Annotated in this window: 15 protein-coding genes; 6 read left to right on the top strand and 9 right to left on the bottom strand. The window is 56.9% G+C overall.

The window, feature by feature from the left end; translation table 11 throughout:
- Together VSS37_RS10210 and leuA are read left to right on the top strand one after the other, a co-directional pair.
- A partial coding sequence (locus VSS37_RS10210) for a hypothetical protein (protein ID WP_324694904.1) occupies positions 1–384 on the top strand: 384 nt, incomplete at its 5' end.
- A 134-nt stretch (positions 385–518) separates the two neighbouring features.
- The gene (leuA, locus tag VSS37_RS10205; protein ID WP_324694903.1) at positions 519–2,183 is read left to right on the top strand and encodes a 2-isopropylmalate synthase; all 1,665 of its coding nucleotides are present in this window, start codon (positions 519–521) and stop codon (positions 2,181–2,183) included.
- 248 nt (positions 2,184–2,431) lie between these two features.
- On the opposite strand, the gene VSS37_RS10200 is transcribed toward leuA, so the two are convergent.
- The 3 genes from VSS37_RS10200 to VSS37_RS10190 all read right to left on the bottom strand — a co-directional run bounded on the left by VSS37_RS10200 (position 2,432) and on the right by VSS37_RS10190 (position 7,213).
- Positions 2,432–3,265, bottom strand: coding sequence for an SWIM zinc finger family protein (locus VSS37_RS10200; protein ID WP_324694901.1), 834 nt, complete (start codon positions 3,263–3,265; stop codon positions 2,432–2,434).
- Positions 3,266–3,267: 2 nt separating this feature from the next.
- Positions 3,268–6,441 carry a DEAD/DEAH box helicase gene (locus tag VSS37_RS10195; RefSeq protein ID WP_324694900.1) on the bottom strand — a complete coding sequence of 1,058 codons (3,174 nt, stop codon included), beginning with the start codon at positions 6,439–6,441 and terminating at the stop codon, positions 3,268–3,270.
- 112 nt (positions 6,442–6,553) lie between these two features.
- Positions 6,554–7,213: an FMN-binding negative transcriptional regulator gene (locus VSS37_RS10190; RefSeq protein WP_324694898.1), complete on the bottom strand. Its 660-nt coding sequence runs from the start codon at positions 7,211–7,213 to the stop codon at positions 6,554–6,556.
- A gap of 227 nt (positions 7,214–7,440) precedes the next feature.
- On the opposite strand from VSS37_RS10190, the gene VSS37_RS10185 reads away from it, so the two are divergent.
- Entirely contained in the window at positions 7,441–7,947 is a 507-nt protein-coding gene (locus VSS37_RS10185; protein ID WP_324694896.1) for a DUF6653 family protein, read from the top strand.
- Positions 7,948–8,005: 58 nt separating this feature from the next.
- Here VSS37_RS10185 and VSS37_RS10180 read toward each other — a convergent pair whose 3' ends face one another.
- Complete coding sequence (locus tag VSS37_RS10180) at positions 8,006–8,551, bottom strand: DinB family protein (protein WP_324694894.1); 546 nt, start codon at positions 8,549–8,551, stop codon at positions 8,006–8,008.
- A 74-nt stretch (positions 8,552–8,625) separates the two neighbouring features.
- A complete protein-coding gene (locus tag VSS37_RS10175; RefSeq protein WP_445971479.1) occupies positions 8,626–9,114 on the bottom strand; it encodes an HPP family protein in 489 nt (162 codons plus the stop codon).
- A 130-nt stretch (positions 9,115–9,244) separates the two neighbouring features.
- Between VSS37_RS10175 and VSS37_RS10170 the strand changes: the two genes are divergently transcribed.
- Positions 9,245–9,811: a TetR/AcrR family transcriptional regulator gene (locus tag VSS37_RS10170; protein WP_324694890.1), complete on the top strand. Its 567-nt coding sequence runs from the start codon at positions 9,245–9,247 to the stop codon at positions 9,809–9,811.
- A 45-nt stretch (positions 9,812–9,856) separates the two neighbouring features.
- Here the strand turns inward: VSS37_RS10170 and VSS37_RS10165 are convergent, their stop codons facing one another.
- Together VSS37_RS10165 and VSS37_RS10160 are read right to left on the bottom strand one after the other, a co-directional pair.
- Positions 9,857–10,456, bottom strand: a complete 600-nt coding sequence (locus tag VSS37_RS10165) for a glutathione S-transferase family protein (RefSeq protein ID WP_324694888.1) — start codon at positions 10,454–10,456, stop codon at positions 9,857–9,859.
- Positions 10,457–10,813: 357 nt separating this feature from the next.
- A complete protein-coding gene (locus VSS37_RS10160) occupies positions 10,814–12,799 on the bottom strand; it encodes a M1 family metallopeptidase (protein WP_324694886.1) in 1,986 nt (661 codons plus the stop codon).
- Here VSS37_RS10160 and VSS37_RS10155 point away from each other — a divergent pair.
- Positions 12,782–13,969: a ChaN family lipoprotein gene (locus tag VSS37_RS10155; protein WP_324694884.1), complete on the top strand. Its 1,188-nt coding sequence runs from the start codon at positions 12,782–12,784 to the stop codon at positions 13,967–13,969. The two genes, VSS37_RS10160 and VSS37_RS10155, sit on opposite strands and share 18 nt — an antisense overlap.
- A gap of 30 nt (positions 13,970–13,999) precedes the next feature.
- Here the strand turns inward: VSS37_RS10155 and VSS37_RS10150 are convergent, their stop codons facing one another.
- A complete protein-coding gene (locus tag VSS37_RS10150; protein ID WP_324694883.1) occupies positions 14,000–14,365 on the bottom strand; it encodes a hypothetical protein in 366 nt (121 codons plus the stop codon).
- 223 nt (positions 14,366–14,588) lie between these two features.
- Here VSS37_RS10150 and VSS37_RS10145 point away from each other — a divergent pair, with 223 nt between their 5' ends.
- Positions 14,589–15,188 carry a glutathione S-transferase gene (locus VSS37_RS10145; protein ID WP_324694882.1) on the top strand — a complete coding sequence of 200 codons (600 nt, stop codon included), beginning with the start codon at positions 14,589–14,591 and terminating at the stop codon, positions 15,186–15,188.
- Here VSS37_RS10145 and VSS37_RS10140 read toward each other — a convergent pair whose 3' ends face one another.
- Complete coding sequence (locus tag VSS37_RS10140) at positions 15,189–16,388, bottom strand: methionine gamma-lyase (RefSeq protein WP_324694880.1); 1,200 nt, start codon at positions 16,386–16,388, stop codon at positions 15,189–15,191.
- Positions 16,389–16,443: the final 55 nt, after the last annotated feature.

Here is a 16,443-nt window from a genome sequence, read left to right as displayed (position 1 = left end):
GATCAGGCCATCGAACTCTACCAACAGGAACAGGCGAAGCTCGGGCTCGCCAATGTATTGTTAATGCAGGGAATATTACTATTGTCAGAAAACCAGCCGGAACAGGCATTATCAGTTTATGCGCAAGCGCTGCCCCTCTACCAGGCCGAGCAAGACCCAACCGGACTGGCCTATACGCTGGCGGAAATCATCCGCTGCCAGCAGCGGCTTGGCCATCTGGAGGAACTGGAGCAGCTTGCCGTCGCCGCCTTGCAGGCAGCTTCGGCCTCCAACACGCCGCCCGTCGTGCAATATGTCCTGCGTGCTTTGTATGAGGCCTGTGATGAAGACGAGGCGAAGCTGCAAGCATTCCTGACCGCACTGGAGGCGTCTTCCACGGCATGAAGCAGATAATCTCAAAATACTGAGACTATCGGCAACTATATTGCCAACAAACACCATTAGCACACAATAATCGCAACAATCTTCCACAGCTCCTGCATTACTATTTCCCCATTCGATATACAGGAGCACAAGCAATGAAAGCCTTTGACCATCGCAAGTATCGCCCCACGGTCGCGCCCTTCATGGCCAACCGTCAGTGGCCGAACCGCAGCATTGAGCAAGCCCCGATCTGGGCCAGTGTCGATTTGCGTGACGGCAACCAGGCGCTGCTGGAGCCGATGAATGTTGCGCAGAAACGCGACATGTGGGCCTTGTTGGTCAAGATGGGTTTCAAGGAAATCGAAGTCGGTTTCCCTTCCGCCAGCCAGCCGGATTACGATTTCGTGCGCTGGTTGATCGAGGCCCGGCAGATTCCCGAGGATGTCACCGTCCAGGTGTTGGTGCAGGCGCGGGAAGATTTGATCGTGCGTACATTCGAGGCGCTCCAGGGTGTGCATCGCGCGGTGGTGCATGTCTACAATTCCACCTCCACCGTGCAGCGTGAGCGCGTGTTCGGCATGGACAAGGCCGGTATCACCGCAATTGCCCGCCGGGGTGCGGAATGGGTGGCGCGGGAAGCCGCCCGTTACCCGGCCACCGATTGGGTGTTCCAGTATTCCCCGGAAAGTTTCACCAGCACCGAAACCGATTACGCGGTGGACGTGTGCGAAGCAGTGATTGATGTTTGGCAACCAACACCGGAACACCCCTGCATCATCAATTTGCCGAGCACGGTGGAAGTCGCGTCACCGAATGTGTTTGCTGATCAGGTGGAATATTTTTCCACCCACATCAGCCGCCGCGACAGCATCATTTTGTCGGTGCATACCCACAATGACCGGGGCTGTGCGGTGGCCGCCGCTGAATTGGCCTTGCTGGCCGGAGCCGACCGGGTGGAAGGCACCTTGATGGGCAATGGCGAACGTACTGGCAATCTCGACATCCTCACCATGGCGATGAATTTGTACAGCCAGGGGATTGACCCGCAACTGGACTTTGCCAACCCGGACGAGATCATCCAGACCTACATGCGCTGTACGGGTTTGCCAGTGCATCCGCGTCACCCGTGGGTTGGCGAGATGGTCTACACCGCGTTTTCCGGCAGCCATCAGGACGCGATCCGCAAGAGCTTGCAGAAACAGCAGCCGGATGAACCGTGGCAGGTCGCCTATTTGCCGATTGATCCGCACGACCTTGGGCGCGATTTCCAGGCCGTGGTGCGGGTCAATAGTCAGTCCGGGAAAGGCGGCGTGGCGTTTGTCCTGGAGCGCGACTACGGCTTGAGCTTGCCGCGCTGGATGCAGGTGGAACTGGCGCAGATCGTGCAGCGCGCCAGTGAAACACGCGGCGGTGAAATCAACGCTGCAACCATTTACCAATTGTTCTGCGAGCATTTCATTGCCAGCCACGACAGCCCGCGCCTCAATGGCTATCAGTTGAAACGCAGCGGCGGCAATGACGTGATCGAAGCGCGGATAGCTCAGGGCAAGGTGGAACAGCTCATCCACGGTGAGGGCGAAGGCGCGATGTCAGCCTTCATCGATGCTTGGCAGCAGTATAGCGGACAGCAAATAGCGGTGGTCGATTACAGCGAACACGCAGTCGGCAGCGGTACGAATGCCGAAGCGGTCGCCTATGTGTTGCTCAATATCGATGGCAATCGGGTGGGCGCTGCGGCGCGGGACCACGATACGGTGAGTGCGTCGTTGATGGCGGCGATTGCGGCGCTTAACCGCACGGCGTTGCAAGTTGCCGCGTGAATGATGGGCGGGTATGACCAAGAGTGAGTGAGGTGAGGGGGCGTCATGCTGCCTCACATATGGCTCATTATGGGTTTCAGGGTCTTGGCAAAAAGCCCACCTAAGACCATATGGGTTATTGCTTTATTATCAGTTGGTTACTCTTTGGTGGCCAGCAGCTAAAGCACCCAAGACCCCGAAACACATATAGAGCCAGCGTGCTTATCCAGACGATACAGGCAACGCTCCCCAGAACCCGCTTTCCGGGTTTACAGCACAGCCTTGTTCTTGTCGGTGACGCTGGTATAGAGAGCCTCCATTGCCCCTATAAAGGAATTGTCCCGTTGCCAGAAAGCGGGGTAATCCCCACCTTTTTTGACCAATACCGCTGGCGTGGCTGCTTTGCCGCTGGCCTCCACCAACGGCAGGGCGGTTTGCCCCTGCCAGAATGCTTTCAGGCTGGTTACTGCCAATGGTTGCTGCTGTGGCTCGGGGTAGCGATGGGCATGGTATTCAAGCGCCTGCCCGGTCTCGCCGCGCTGCTCCAGCAAGGCTTTCCCCAAGGGGGAATCCGCCAGCTTTTCCTGTAACCTGACAGGATCCATCCCGCGCAGCTGAAACAGCAGCATTGGGTCACGATCCAGCAGCGAAGCCAGCTTGTAATAAACCCCGGCCACATGCTTGCACGGTGAAGCGTAATCCGGGCATGAGCATGTACTGATCAGGTCGCTGCTACGTTGTGGTAGCAGGTGCAAGTTTTGTCTGGCAAAGACGCTTTCAATCGCCGCTGGCATTTCATTCAGCAGCAACTGCGACAAGCACGCCGCGTTCTGGCTGATGGCCTCAATCAGCTTGCCCCAATCCTTGGGGGAAAGGGGTTTCAGTTTCACTTCAACTTGGTAACGGGGTTCCTTGGTGACCCCAAAATACGGGTTGACGTTGCCGCGTACCGTCGCCTTGGCCAGCGGGCCATCAATCGCGAAGCTCAACAAGCGATTGGGGCCTGAATAAGCCCTGCCGCGCCCCAGCCGCCCGCTGTCCATACTGATGGCCAGTACGTTGAGGAACTTTTCCCCCCACCAAGTGCGAGTCATTTTTGCCATCTTCAAGCCTCCAGGATAGTGGCGCGGTTAAGCTGGATGAGTTGCCGGAAAGCAGCATTGTCCATCTCGGTCAGCCAGTTTTCATCCGTGCCGATAATGCTGTCTGCCAGTGCCTGCTTGTCTTCGAGCATCTTGTCAATGCGCTCCTCCAGCGTCCCCAGTGTCACCATTTTATGGGCAAACACTGTTTTCTGCTGGCCAATACGGTAAGCACGGTCAGTGGCTTGGTTCTCAACGGCCGGGTTCCACCAGCGATCAAAATGGAACACATGGTTGGCCTGCGTCAGGGTGATGCCGACGCCCCCGGCCTTGAGGGAAAGGATGAAAATGCCTGCCGGGGTATCAGGGTCCTGAAAACTGTCGATCATCTGTTCCCGGTGTTTGCGGCTGGTTCCGCCATGCAGGTAATAAACGGGGCTGGCGTATTTCCCGCGTAACAGTTTCTCCAGTTGCTCACCCACTTCGGTAAACTGGGTAAACAGCAACAGGCTGTCGGATTCCTCCAGTGCTTCCTCGACCATTTCAGCCAAGCGGGTCAGCTTGTGTGAACGGGCCTCACTGAAGCTGCTGCCATCCTGCAGGAACTGGGCAGGATGGTTGCAAATCTGCTTCAGTTTCATCAGCGTTGCCAGGATCAAGCCTTTACGCTGAATGCCCTCCACCTCCTCCAACTGTTGCTGCACATCATCCACCACCGCCTGATACAGGGAAGCCTGCTCCTTGGTCAGGTTGCAATAGACCTTTTGCTCAACCTTGTCTGGCAGGTCGGTGATGATCGACCTGTCGGTTTTCAGGCGGCGCAAAATGAATGGTTGAACCAGACGCTGCAATTGCCTGGAACGCTGTGTGTCGCCCTCTCGCTGGATCGGGGTTTCATAGGCCCGCTTGAACTGGGTAGCGTTGCCCAAATAGCCAGGGTTGAGGAAGTGGAACAGCGACCACATATCCATCAGGCGGTTTTCTATCGGGGTACCTGTCATGGCAATGCGGTGCGGGGCCTCCAGTGCATAGATGGCTTTGGCCTGGGCAGATTTTGGGTTCTTGATGTTCTGGGCTTCGTCCACCACGATACGCTGCCAGGCTTGCTGTTTGAACAAAGCGCTATCCTTGCGGGCGATGGTGAAAGAGGTGATCACCACGTCATGGGTGGCAACTGCGTCCTTGAAAGGTTTGGGCTTGTCGGCACGGTCGCTGCCATGATGGATCAGGCTGCGCAACTGTGGGGAAAACTTTTCCATTTCCTTTTGCCAGTTGCTTAATACCGAGGTAGGTGCAATCAGCAAAGTGGGTGGCAAGACTGCCCGCTGTTGCTCTGTTAGCTGGTTGCGTTCATGCAGCAACAATGCAATCACCTGGATGGTTTTACCAAGCCCCATGTCATCCGCCAGACAAGGGTTAAGCCCCAGGCTTTCCTGGGCAGCCAACCATGACAAACCCTGTTTTTGGTACGCCCTTAACTGACCCCGCAACCCCACAGGATTGTCCAGAGGCTCAATGCCACGCTGCTGTTGCAGGCCTTGCAGCACCCTATCCAGCACCTCATCGAAAACAAATTCGGTGGTGTTGTCATCAGCCTCGGCCACTTGCTTGAGCAAATCACTGACGGAGGCATCCACTCCATCCTGTTCCTGTTGCCGCCATAAAGCCAACAGTTGTTCCATCTGGGCGCTGTCCAGCTCCATCCATTCACCCCGGAACTGCACCAGAGGTGTTTTGGCATTGACCAGTGCCTGCCATTCCTGCTCCGTAACGGCGTCACCCCCAACAGCCAGTTCGTAGTGGTATTGCACCAGCGATGGCAGGGAAAAATAGCCTGTACCGCTGTTTTTTTCCTGTGCAGAGGCTGACCTGCCTGACGCCTTGATACGGATACGTGCCCGTTTGCGGCCTTGCGGCGTCCACCAGCTGGGCAGGGCAATCCTAAAACCGGCGGCCTCCAACACGGCGGCGTCATTTTTCAGGAATTCATAAGCGGTTGGCAGGTCAAGGCTCACACCGGTTGGCTGGGATGATTCCATACCTTGCCACAACAAAGGGCACATCCGCGCGGCATGCCCCATATTGACCAGCAGGTTGCGTTCAAACTGTGGGCCGAAATGTTGCTGCCATTGCTTTTGCTTGGCACTGGATAGCGTCCACCAGTCAGACAAATCCATTTTCAGGGAAGGGTCCTGGCTGGATTCGACAAAGAAACCCAGCCACCAGTCGGTATCCGGCCTGTTATCGGCTGGTTGCAAACGCAGCCCCAGCGCAAAACCGGCATCCTGTGTTTTACCCACGATGCCCCGTTGCCATGCATACCATTGCTGCCAGTCTCCAGCCGTCAGACCGCTGTCGGTATTCGGCATTTTGTGGACGCCGCTGACGGTATAGCCTGCCGCATCCAGCAACCAGCTATCACCTAGCTGTTGCAAGACCTGTTTGGTGAACTTGGCGCTGGTTACCAGCCCTTCCAATTGCTGTTCGGAAAAATGCCTGAGCAAGGCCAGCGCTTCCCAATTGTCCGGGTGATTTGAGGCACTGGTTTGTGGCGGGGGCTGATTACTGATAGTTGTGCAAATACCCGGCATGGCGGCAGCAAAATCCTGTAGGCCGCGTTCATACAGACTGCCTACCGGCGACCAGCCAGTCTCAATGCTTAAACGTGCCTTTTTACCCGCAGGCTGACGGCATTTCATCACTGGCAAGAACTGGTGTTGGCGGATCATATTGCGCAACTGCTGCGCGTATTGCACCCAGAACAGCAAATCACTGCCCAAGCGGAAGCCCGGCTGCCCCATACTGGCAATAAACTGCAATTCACGCAGGAACAACAACGGCTGGTTGATCACCTTGCCGTTGATGGCCCACGTTTGCCAGGAGCACTCATCCGGCAGGAATTCACCTGTCAGTTGCGCCATTTCCAGGCTGGGTAAGGGCAACTCTGCATGGGTGGGCAGGGTGGCATAGAAAATGGCAGGTTTTGGCTGAAGAGCCAGCAGCGTGGCCTTGCTGAGGGACAAAACTGAGGTCAGAAAATCGCCCAGGGCAGTGTTTTTGGACAGGTGGTTAGGGTGGATACCTTCTTTGACTTTGCTGCGGGGCTGGGCTGGCGTTTCAACCCAGAAAATGAATTGCCCCTGATTATTGAAATCACTATTGCTGGCGGGAACCCATGTTCCGTGACAAATATCCATACGCTACCTTGCTTTCTCGACAATGCTGAAAACTATTACTGGCTTACCCCCGACAAGGGCAGGACATGGCGCACCTGTCTGGCAATGATGGCCATTGTGTACAGGTGATACATCACCCTGCGTTTCCTGGCAAGGTGCGCCGCATCAGGCTGGCGACATCTTGCCCGCTTTCCGCTGAACTTTCCTGCAAGACACTGATGACATTTTGCCGGTCAACCTGACTACGGTTCTGGCTGAGTTTGTATTTTGCCTGCACTTCCTCCACCTCCATGACGAACCCGACGATCATGTCCAGCATTTTGTCCGGGTAGGCGGGAATCCATGCCTTTTCCCCTTCACCCTCAAAATGCCGACTCATCCGGTTAATCTGTGCGCGTAAGGTTGCAGGGTCATGAATCAGGTTGACGCGCCCGTAAACATGCACGGCGGCGTAATTCCAGGTCGGCACACCCGGCTTTTCGTACCAGGTTGGTGAGACATAGGCGTGTGCACCGTGAAAAATCGCCATGACGCGGGAGTTTGTCGCGAAGTGCTGCCATTGCGGGTTGGCTTTCGCCAGATGGCCGACCAACCTGGGCGGCTCACCAGCTTCCAGCAATAAGGGGATATGGCTGGCGAATGGCCCACCCTTTGCAACCGTCACCAGCGTTGCAGCGGCATTGGCCGCAGCACCTGTGGTCTTGCGGCATTCCGAACAATGGCATTGGTACAAATCGGGGATTTCCCCGGAAATTTCGAAGGCGATACTGCCGCAGAAACATGAGCCTTTCATCAGTGCTTATTTCCTTCTTGTTCAATGACATTCATCGGGATTTTCAGGTTTGTCCAGAATATATGATTTCGAATCGGGAAAATATCACGCTGGAGGAAGTCAGGGCGTCACTGCGACAACGCATCGTGCAGATCGATTTCCAACAGGCATAAGAACAACCAAAAGTCTGGCGAAGCGTGGGGGCGCAATCTAACATGGCCGGATAGTGACTATCCAAAGGTGGCGTTATGGATTGGCTAAAGCTTCTTGAGCGGTCGATGTCGATGGACGAGGCTGTATGGCAACGGCATTCCAACCCCTGGAGCGTCTATTCCCGCTTCACTGCCTTGCCGCTGCTTTCGCTGGCGTTCTGGTCGAGGGAATATTGGGGCAGCCTTGCCATCGTGCCGGTCGCTGTCTCCATTTTCTGGATCTGGTTAAACCCCCGTATTTTCCGGGCACCTGCATCAACCCACAACTGGGCATCCATGTGCACATTCGGTGAACGCATTTACTTGAACAGAAAACATGAAAATATTCCGCAACACCACCTGCGTGCCTGTAGGGTGTTGCAGGCGCTATCGGTTTTAGGGGTTCCGCTATGGATCTACGGCATATACAGCTTGCACGTATGGGCACTGGTGACAAGCGCGCTGTGGATAATGGTGACCAAGGCATGGTTTACCGACAGGATGGTTTGGTTGTATCTGGACATGAAGGACACGAACCCGATTTACCAGTCCTGGCTGAAGTAGGGCAATCCCCTAGAGCTGACCGAAATCAAAAGCCCCTTTCATCGTGTTTGGCGGTTGTCTAGTCAACCTGCCCAACATTTGGAATGCCCAGCAATAAATCGGTCTCACCAAAATCCAGCCCCGCCTGTGACAGCAGCGTCGTAACCTGCCCCCGATGGTGCACCTGATGCGTGAAAAAGTGCAACAACAGGCTGAGGAAGTTTTTGCTGGCAGCCACCCCTTTGGTATTGTGGTACGCCAAAACCAGCGCTAGGTCTGCTTCCTGCAACTCGTCAATCCAGGCCTCGATCACCTTATCCAGAGCCGTGCGTTTTTCCCATAATTGCTGGAAATCCGGGTAGAGGATGTCATTCAAACGGGAGGGGTGCAGGAAATCCTGCAAGGCATTCAAGGCTGGAAAACCGTGCGGATGCGCGGCAAACCGGCGTAACCAGATCAAATCAGCCACCAAAAGATGGTTGAACGTGCCGGAAATGGAGCCAAAAAACGCCTGCCGGTTTTCCTGCAAAGCTTCTGTGGGTAGCTGGGACGCAACAGCATACAACTGCTGATTGATCCAGGTATTGTATTCCGCCAGCAACGTCAGTTGGGGTTTCATTTGCATAAACATTCCTGCGTTCATCATCTATCGCAACCCGCCATTGTTACAATGCAAATCCCATCAATATCAAACATGCCTCAAATCCAGTATTTTGGGTACGTTCGCTCCTTCGGCAAATTGTTGAATACAACCGCCATCATAACCAGCACCACGGCTCCTATCAAAGTCGGTGTCAGCAGAAATTTCCAGGCAGGAGCCGACAACATGACTATCACCGGGTTTGAACCTGCCGGAGGATGAACCGTTCCGGTAAGCTGCATCAAGGCAATGGCAGTTCCAGTCGCCAGCGCCATGCTCCACCAATGCGCCCCAAACAGGGCCAGAAATACCAGACCAGTCAACGATGCCAGAAAATGTCCCGCAATCACATTACGTGGCTGCGAGAATGGGCTGTCAGGAAACCCGAACAGCAAAACACAACTCGCCCCAAATGAACCCAACACCAAAGGCAAATGACTGGCGTCAGCAAGCCAGGCTACAACTGCAATCGCAAACACTCCACCCAGCCAGGCAATCGCAACCTGCCTGATGTCGGCCAAGGGCGGACATTTGCCGCCTCCTTTCATTTTTGAAAAATAGCTATACATAAACACCTCCCCAATAACAATATAGACAGGTCTGTATACTAGCAATCAAAAAGCAAAACTGGCAAGCTCGAAATAGACAAACCGTTCTGTTTGAAAAAGGCATGCCAGGATGTCAAGCAAGCGAGAAATTCTGATCGACAAGGCAACCGAGCTATTTGCCAGTGGGGGCTACACGGCTATCGGCATTGACCGCATTCTTGCCGAAGCAGGTGTCGCTAAAATGACCATGTACAAACATTTTCCATCCAAACAACACCTGATCCTCGCCGTATTGAAGCAGCGCGACGAAGTATTCCGCACTTCACTAATAACGTATGTGAAGCAACACAACACCCCGATTGACAAACTTCGGGCAGTCTTTAAATGGCATCATGAATGGTTTGCAAGGCCGGACTTTTCCGGCTGCATGTTCATTAATGCATCTGCCGAATTTCAGGATGCCACCACAGACATCCATCAGGCCGCTGCCCAGCATAAGCAACTATTGACTCACTATTTGGAAACCCTGCTTGGAGACATTTTCCCCGCATCTGCAAAAAAACTGGCCGTACAGATCAACATACTGTTGGACGGCGCCATCGTGGCCGCCCAGGTTACAAGCAACCACAATGCCGCAAAAGAAGCGTGGGAAGTAGCCGAATGTCTGCTCAAACAAAGCTCACATCAGCAAGCCTGATTGATGACACCTTTATCCAGGCGCTAGCCCTACAGCCCACAGGCGTCATACCTCCATCGTCACCCAGCCGGGCAACGCTTCCACCCGCGTCAACCATTGCCGCACGTTGGGATACGGCTCAAGGCTAATCTCACCCATTGGCGCGAGCATCACATACGGGTAACAGGCAATATCGGCAACCGTCGGTTTGCCCGCCGCCAGCCATGCATTTTCAGCAAAATGCGCCTCCATCACCGCCAACCCGGCCTTGCCTTCCGCTTGGCACTGCTCCAGATTGAACGGACGTTTCAGCAATACAACCGCCCGTGCCCGCGCCAGCCCATACAGCAGCTCGTTTTCGGAAACCGCCAGCCACTGCATGACCTGCGTTTCCCCAGGAATATCCGTCGGAAGCCACTCACCATCGCCATAGCGACGGGCGAGGTACACCAGAATCGCCAGCGAATCCCAGATCACGGTGTCACCATCCACCAATACGGGAACCTGCCCGCGTGGATTGAGGCGCAGGAACTCCGCTGTCAGGTTTTCGCCTGCCCGCAGATCCACATTGATCAGTTCATAATCCAGCCCCAGCATGGCCAGCAACAGGCGTATTTTGTAGGCATTGCCGGAAAGGGGGGCGCTGTAAAGTTTGAGCGGTGACATTGGATTCCTTCTCCTGTGGATGGCTGGATGCATGTGCAGGCAAACATTCCAGCACAATATAGCGGGCTTCCGCCAGTGTCACTGCATACCTGTCCGCAATGTGTGGGGGGAGCAAGCAAAAAGAAAGCCGGGTAAAAACCCGGCTAAATCCATCTACAAAGAGAGTCGAAAAAACGAGAGGTCAACATCAAACCAAGGCATTCATGATTTGATGAAAGAATCATATTATAAATTTTTTGAATCATCACCTCGTAATCGACATCCGCAAACTTGATGACGATGACAGGAATAGCCGGTTGTTTCCCCCGGATAGATGGAGCAAAAACACCATTTAGGCAAAGGGCAAGCGGACATCGCCTAAAAACTTACCGTCAACGGCGAATCTGTCACTTCCCATTGACCTTTCGCCACATTCTCACCTGTCGCGCTATTGAACACCAGATAGCTGTATTTGCCGTAATGCGGCAGCTTCGCCAGCATCCTGTCCAGCCCATCGGGGGAAGAAGCGTCCAGCAGGACAATGTTCTGCCGTCCGGCGTGCAAGGCCAGCGCCAGCGTGTGCAGGCCGCAGGTGTAGTTGACGCTGTTGAGGGTGTAGGCAGCGTCGGTCAGGCGGAACGGTTCTTGCGCGCGATCCAGCAAACCTTGCAACGCCGCGTTGTCGCCGCCCAGCAGGATGACCGCGCCGGTGTCAGGCAATGGCGCATCGTCGTATTGCACCCGCAGGTTTTTGTCCGCGGCCTTGAGCGTATCCAGCCAGCTTTCCCAGGCGACCTGCATGGCGTCGTCCGTTTGGCGCGCCAGCACATAGGTCTTTTCCGCCGTGCCGTACAGCGTATTGATGGCGGCGGGCAATTCGGCGGGGTCTGGCAGGCGGAACAGGTCGAAGTCCGGGTCAATGGCGGCTTGCGCCGGTTTGGCGGGCAGCATCAGCTCGAAGCTTTGGCTGGCCTGTTGCATGTGCAGGGTTTCATGCTGCTCCAAGCGGCCTGCGTCAGCGAAACGGATACGGACGGGAACCGCCAGCGGAAACGCAGCGCCCGCCTGTTGTTGCTTCAGCGTCAGTTGCAGGCGATAACCGGAGCCTTCCTGTGTGAGCGTCTGTGACTGGATGGCGAGGCTGGGTGCCCCCACGCCGTCCACCCAACGCTGGCGGAAAGCTGCATCCACCTTCAGGCTGTCCAGCAGCTGGTTGAATGTGGCGCGGTGGAAGCGGTAAGTCCGGTAAAAATCCCGCAGCCCGGCAAAAAATTTCTCATCCCCCAACTGCTGGCGCAACATGTGGAACAGCATCATGGCCTTGCCGTAGCCGATTGCCTGGCTGGCGGCATCGTGGCGGCTGCGGAACCGGCTGAGGGGGAAATCATCGTGTTCACCGACAAAGGCGGCGTATTGCTGCAAGGTGGAGCGGCGGTATTCCGCGCCCTCGCCCATCCGCTCCTTAATGCGCTGGTCGGCCAGGTAGGCGGTCAAACCTTCCGACCAATTGCCGCCGCTGGCGTCCACATACACGCCATTGCCCCACCAGTTGTGCAGGATTTCATGCGGAAACGAAGAGTGCAGGATGAACGGCAGGCGCAACACCTTCGGCCCCAGCAGGGTGAAGGAAGGCATGCCCCAGCCGGTTTCCCAGAAACTTTCCACCGTGGCGAACTTGGCGTAGGGGTAGTCGCCCAGCAACGCAGAATATTCATCCAGGTATTGCTGGGCGGTTTGCAGGTAGCGCTTGGCCAGTTCCGGAGCGTCCTGCTGCAAATACACCATCGCCGTGGCGTGCTTGCCGGGCTGCTGGTAAACGTGGAATTTGCCCGCCAGCAGGTAAATCTCATCCTGCGGATGGGTTTCGTGCCAGCCGTCACCGGATTGTTCCCCCTGGCTGAGGCTGACCCAACCGGTTGGCAAACTGGCCTGCAATGCAAACGTGTGCAAAGTGTCGCCGGATTGCGCATACCAGCGGCTGCCGCCATCCAGATACATCCCGCGCTCACTGAGCAGGACGCAAGCTTCGGCCAGCCACGCGCAATCCTCGGTGGAAGCCAGTCTGCCATGGTATTTGAGGGTGATTTCCTGTGCGCCTTCCGGAAATGGAATACTATAACGGCCTGGGGAAACGGGTTGCGCCACTGGGGCATCCAGCGTGAACTGCGGCCCCAGCCCAAACTCGAAACGCCCGTTTGCCCGCAACGCCGCCGGTACGCGCAGGCTATCCTCCACTTGCAGGCCGCCGCCACTGACATCCGGCGTCACCCGCAGGACATGATCCAGCACCGGCGGGTCTGCGGCCAGCAGGCGGATCGGCAGAAACACTACCAGCAGGATAACAAGATGGTTCAACAAGCGCATAAAGGGGTTTTCCATTGGTTGGGCGTCATGGTCATGACGGCGTTTTGCTTGGCTGCCTATCCGTCGCGGGCGGACAACGCCGCCAACTTGCCGGAAGACGCCGCCCTGGCGGATTCGTTGCGCTATATTGAGGAGCATCCGCCCACCGCTGTCAATCAGAACCCGCCGCTGGATTTCCCCGCGTTGATGGCAAAGCTGGCTGCCAACCGGGTGGTGTTCGTCGGCGAAATGCATGACCATTACGGCCATCACCTCAACCAACTGGCCATATTGCAGGCCTTGCAGCAACGCAACCCCAACTTGGCGATTGGCGTGGAATGGTTCCAGCAACCGTTCCAAAGCGTGCTGAATGACTATCTGGCGGGCAAGATCAGCGAAAGTGAGCTGCTCAACCGCAGCGAATATTACGGGCGCTGGGGTTATGACTACCGGCTATTGCGCCCGGTCATGGCCTTCGCCAAAGCCAAACATCTGCCGGTCATTGCCCTGAACGCGCCGGTCGAACTGACCCGCAAGGTTGCCAAGGGCGGGTTGGAAGCGCTCACCCCAGCGGAGCGGGCGCAACTGCCGCCGGTCATCCATCCAGCGGAAGCCGCCTACCGCGCCCGGCTGGAAAAGGCGTTCGCCGCGCATCCCCAGGACAACAAACAGTTCGAGCACTTTTTGCTGGTGCAACGCATCTGGGACGAAACCATGGCGGGCAACATCGCCCATTACCTGCAAGCGCATCCGCAGCAACCGATGGTGGTGTTCGCGGGAACCGGGCACATCAGTCACGGCGCAGGCGTGCCGCAGGATTTGGCGCGGCAGGTTCCAGGCGTCACCGTCGCAACGGTCGCCAACGTTGAGGAAAAGGATGCGCAACCCGGCCTGGCGGATTATTTGCTGCTGGGCAAGGCGGTGGAACTGCCGCCCACCGGCAAGCTGGGCGTCATGCTGGATGAAAAGGACAATGCCCTGGAAATTATCGGCGTCGAAGCCAACAGCGCGGCAGGGAAAGCAGGCCTACGCAAAGGGGACAAACTTGCCAAAGTAAATGAGGTTGTTATCCACGGCATTGCCGACCTGAAACTGGCGTTGGCGGCGTACAAGCCAGGGGACAAGGTGAAAGTGGTGGCACAGGGCCGGGATGAGGCAACGCCCCGAGCCTATGAGATTACACTGCAATAAGCCCAAAAATGACGCGGGATGTGCTGGCACTTAAAGCGTCACCCCGATGCTGACGCCGGTGCGCGGCAACCACGGGTAAGAGTATCCGTCATAACTGTTGCGGTCATTATTGCGTTGCGCCTCCCGTGACTGGCATACCCGGAAGCCGTCTTCCCAGCCCAGTTTGTAGTCAGGCGTTTTGGCCTTGCTTAAGTCCTTGGCGTAAGCAAACGCCCGGTCGCCAGCCGCCGACAACCCACTTTGGCAGCCGTCACGGTAACCGTTGACGAACAGGGGCGGTTTGCCATTGATGCCCGCCATTTCACGGTTGAGCCTCTCCTCGGGCGGAAGGCTGGCGCAGCCTGCCGTCAGCAGGGCGGCGGCGGTCATGCAGGCGAACAGATTCTTGCGTGCCATCAATAATTCCTTGTGCAAGCGCACCATCCAAATGTTGATGACGCTATCTTAGCGCGAATCCTGCGGCTGGCGGCAAGAATCCCATGCTGAATCCAGCCTTCAGCGCACACCGTGTCAGCCGCCGCGACGACAGGAGGGGTGGTTCCGCCATAAAACCTCTCACAAAAACGGCTTGCTGGTACACTGTCAAACCCGACCTTTCGCATCAGCAAAGAAGGCTGCCATGAAACTGTTTTACTCCCCCACGTCCCCTTACGCCCGCAAAGTGCGGATGCTGGCGATTGAAAAAGGCCTGGATGCCGCCATCGACACCGTATTGACGGATGTCAGCAAGCCTACGGCTGAATTGCTGGCGGCCAACCCGCTGGGCAAAGTGCCCGCCCTGCTGCTGGACAATGGCGAAACGGTGTTCGACAGCCCGGTGATCTGCCGCTACCTCGACAGGCTGGCCGAACCCCACCTGATTCCGCAGGAACCCTTGCCGGAACTGGCGGTATTGCGCTGGGAAGCGCTTGCCGACGGCATGACCGACGCCGCCTACAACTTGGTGATGGAGCAACGCAGCCGCCCGGAGCAGGAGCGTTCCCCGGCGGCGATGGCGCGCTGGGAAACGGAAATCGCCCGCACCCTGCACTACATCGAAACCCGCCTGGAGACGCTCGGCGACGGCCTCACCCTGGCGCAATTGGCACTGGCCGCCGCCGTCGGCTATCTGGATTTCCGCCTGCCACAATTGTTGCGCGAATCCGGCTGCCCCCGGCTGCTGGAATGGTATGACGGTTTCCGCACCCGTCCGGCGATGCAACTGACCGCGCCCGGCTGATCACACCACCGCCAGCGCCTGCCCCACGTCCTGCAACAGGTCAGCGGTGTCCTCCAACCCCGCCGACAGCCGCACCAGCCCTTCGCTGATGTCATGTTCCGCCCGCTCTTCCTGCGTATAGGTGGAATGCGTCATGCTGGCGGGGTGCTGCGCCAAGCTTTCCGTGTCGCCGAGGCTGACGGCACGGGTGATCAGGTTCAAGGCGTTCATGAAACGGCAACCGGCTGCAAAGCCGCCCTTGAGTTCAAAACCGATCATGCCGCCCGGCTTTGCCATCTGGCGTTGCGCCAGCGCGTACTGCGGAAACTCCGGCAGGCCGGGGTAATGGCAGGCTTCGACTTTGGGATGGCTGGCCAAGAATTCCGCCAACGCCTGCGCGTTCCGGCAATGTTGCTCCATCCGCAGGGCGAGGGTTTTCAGCCCGCGCAGCACCAGGAAAGCATCCAGCGACGACATCACCGCGCCGGTCATGTCCTTGATGCCGGTGGCACGCACCTGGAGCAGCGTTTCCTGCGGCCCGACGATCGCCCCAGCAATCAGGTCGCCATGCCCGCCGAGGTATTTGGTGGCGGAATGCACCACGAAATCCGCCCCCAGCTCCAGCGGACGTTGCAGGAAGGGGGTGCAGTACGTGTTGTCGACCACCACCTGACAGCGCTCATATTGATGGGCAATTGCTGCAATGGCGGCAATGTCCACCAGCCGCATATTGGGGTTGGCGGGCGATTCGAAAAACACCAAGCGGGTTTTGGCGCTGATGGCCGCCGCCAGATTGGCGGGGTCGGTCATGTCAATGTGCCTGACTTCGACGCCAAATTTCGTCAGCCCATGATTGAAAAAGGCGTAAGTGCAGCCGTAGAGCGTTTTGTCGGCAATGATTTCATCGCCCGGTTGCAGCAGGCTCCACAGCAATGCAGCGGTCGCGCCCATGCCGGAGGCGGTCGCCAGTGCGGCCTCACCGCCTTCCAGATTGGCGAGGCGCTGTTCCAGCAGGGCGGTGGTGGGGTTGCCGACCCGCGAATAGATGAAGCCTTGTTGTTCGCCCGCGAACCGCTTGCCGCCATCTTCCACGGTCGGGAACGTGTAGGTCGAACTGAGGTGTATCGGCGGGTTCAGGTCGCCAGTCCCGGCATAGGCATCCCAGGCGTGATGGATGGCACGGGTGGCGAAACCCGATTGTTGTGCTGGAGATTTACTCATGACTTCCTCTAACGCGGATTTCCGATATAGTGGAGGGATAGTAGCAAAGGAGGAG

Origin of the sequence: Candidatus Thiothrix phosphatis, assembly GCF_035668035.1 — a bacterium.
GTDB lineage: Bacteria > Pseudomonadota > Gammaproteobacteria > Thiotrichales > Thiotrichaceae > Thiothrix > Thiothrix phosphatis.
This window is presented reverse-complemented; position numbering and strand designations above follow the sequence as displayed.

What these genes read in the sequence shown, in the direction of transcription:
- VSS37_RS10175 (WP_445971479.1), bottom strand. Translation starts at nt 9,114, where the DNA reads ATGAAAGGAGGCGGCAAATGTCCGCCCTTGGCCGACATCAGGCAGGTT.
- VSS37_RS10140 (WP_324694880.1), bottom strand. Translation starts at nt 16,388, where the DNA reads ATGAGTAAATCTCCAGCACAACAATCGGGTTTCGCCACCCGTGCCATC.
- VSS37_RS10165 (WP_324694888.1), bottom strand. Translation starts at nt 10,456, where the DNA reads ATGTCACCGCTCAAACTTTACAGCGCCCCCCTTTCCGGCAATGCCTAC.
- VSS37_RS10170 (WP_324694890.1), top strand. Translation starts at nt 9,245, where the DNA reads ATGTCAAGCAAGCGAGAAATTCTGATCGACAAGGCAACCGAGCTATTT.
- VSS37_RS10200 (WP_324694901.1), bottom strand. Translation starts at nt 3,265, where the DNA reads ATGGCAAAAATGACTCGCACTTGGTGGGGGGAAAAGTTCCTCAACGTA.
- VSS37_RS10180 (WP_324694894.1), bottom strand. Translation starts at nt 8,551, where the DNA reads ATGCAAATGAAACCCCAACTGACGTTGCTGGCGGAATACAATACCTGG.
- VSS37_RS10145 (WP_324694882.1), top strand. Translation starts at nt 14,589, where the DNA reads ATGAAACTGTTTTACTCCCCCACGTCCCCTTACGCCCGCAAAGTGCGG.
- VSS37_RS10160 (WP_324694886.1), bottom strand. Translation starts at nt 12,799, where the DNA reads ATGCGCTTGTTGAACCATCTTGTTATCCTGCTGGTAGTGTTTCTGCCG.
- VSS37_RS10155 (WP_324694884.1), top strand. Translation starts at nt 12,782, where the DNA reads ATGGTTCAACAAGCGCATAAAGGGGTTTTCCATTGGTTGGGCGTCATG.
- VSS37_RS10190 (WP_324694898.1), bottom strand. Translation starts at nt 7,213, where the DNA reads ATGAAAGGCTCATGTTTCTGCGGCAGTATCGCCTTCGAAATTTCCGGG.
- VSS37_RS10195 (WP_324694900.1), bottom strand. Translation starts at nt 6,441, where the DNA reads ATGGATATTTGTCACGGAACATGGGTTCCCGCCAGCAATAGTGATTTC.
- VSS37_RS10150 (WP_324694883.1), bottom strand. Translation starts at nt 14,365, where the DNA reads ATGGCACGCAAGAATCTGTTCGCCTGCATGACCGCCGCCGCCCTGCTG.
- VSS37_RS10185 (WP_324694896.1), top strand. Translation starts at nt 7,441, where the DNA reads ATGGATTGGCTAAAGCTTCTTGAGCGGTCGATGTCGATGGACGAGGCT.
- leuA (WP_324694903.1), top strand. Translation starts at nt 519, where the DNA reads ATGAAAGCCTTTGACCATCGCAAGTATCGCCCCACGGTCGCGCCCTTC.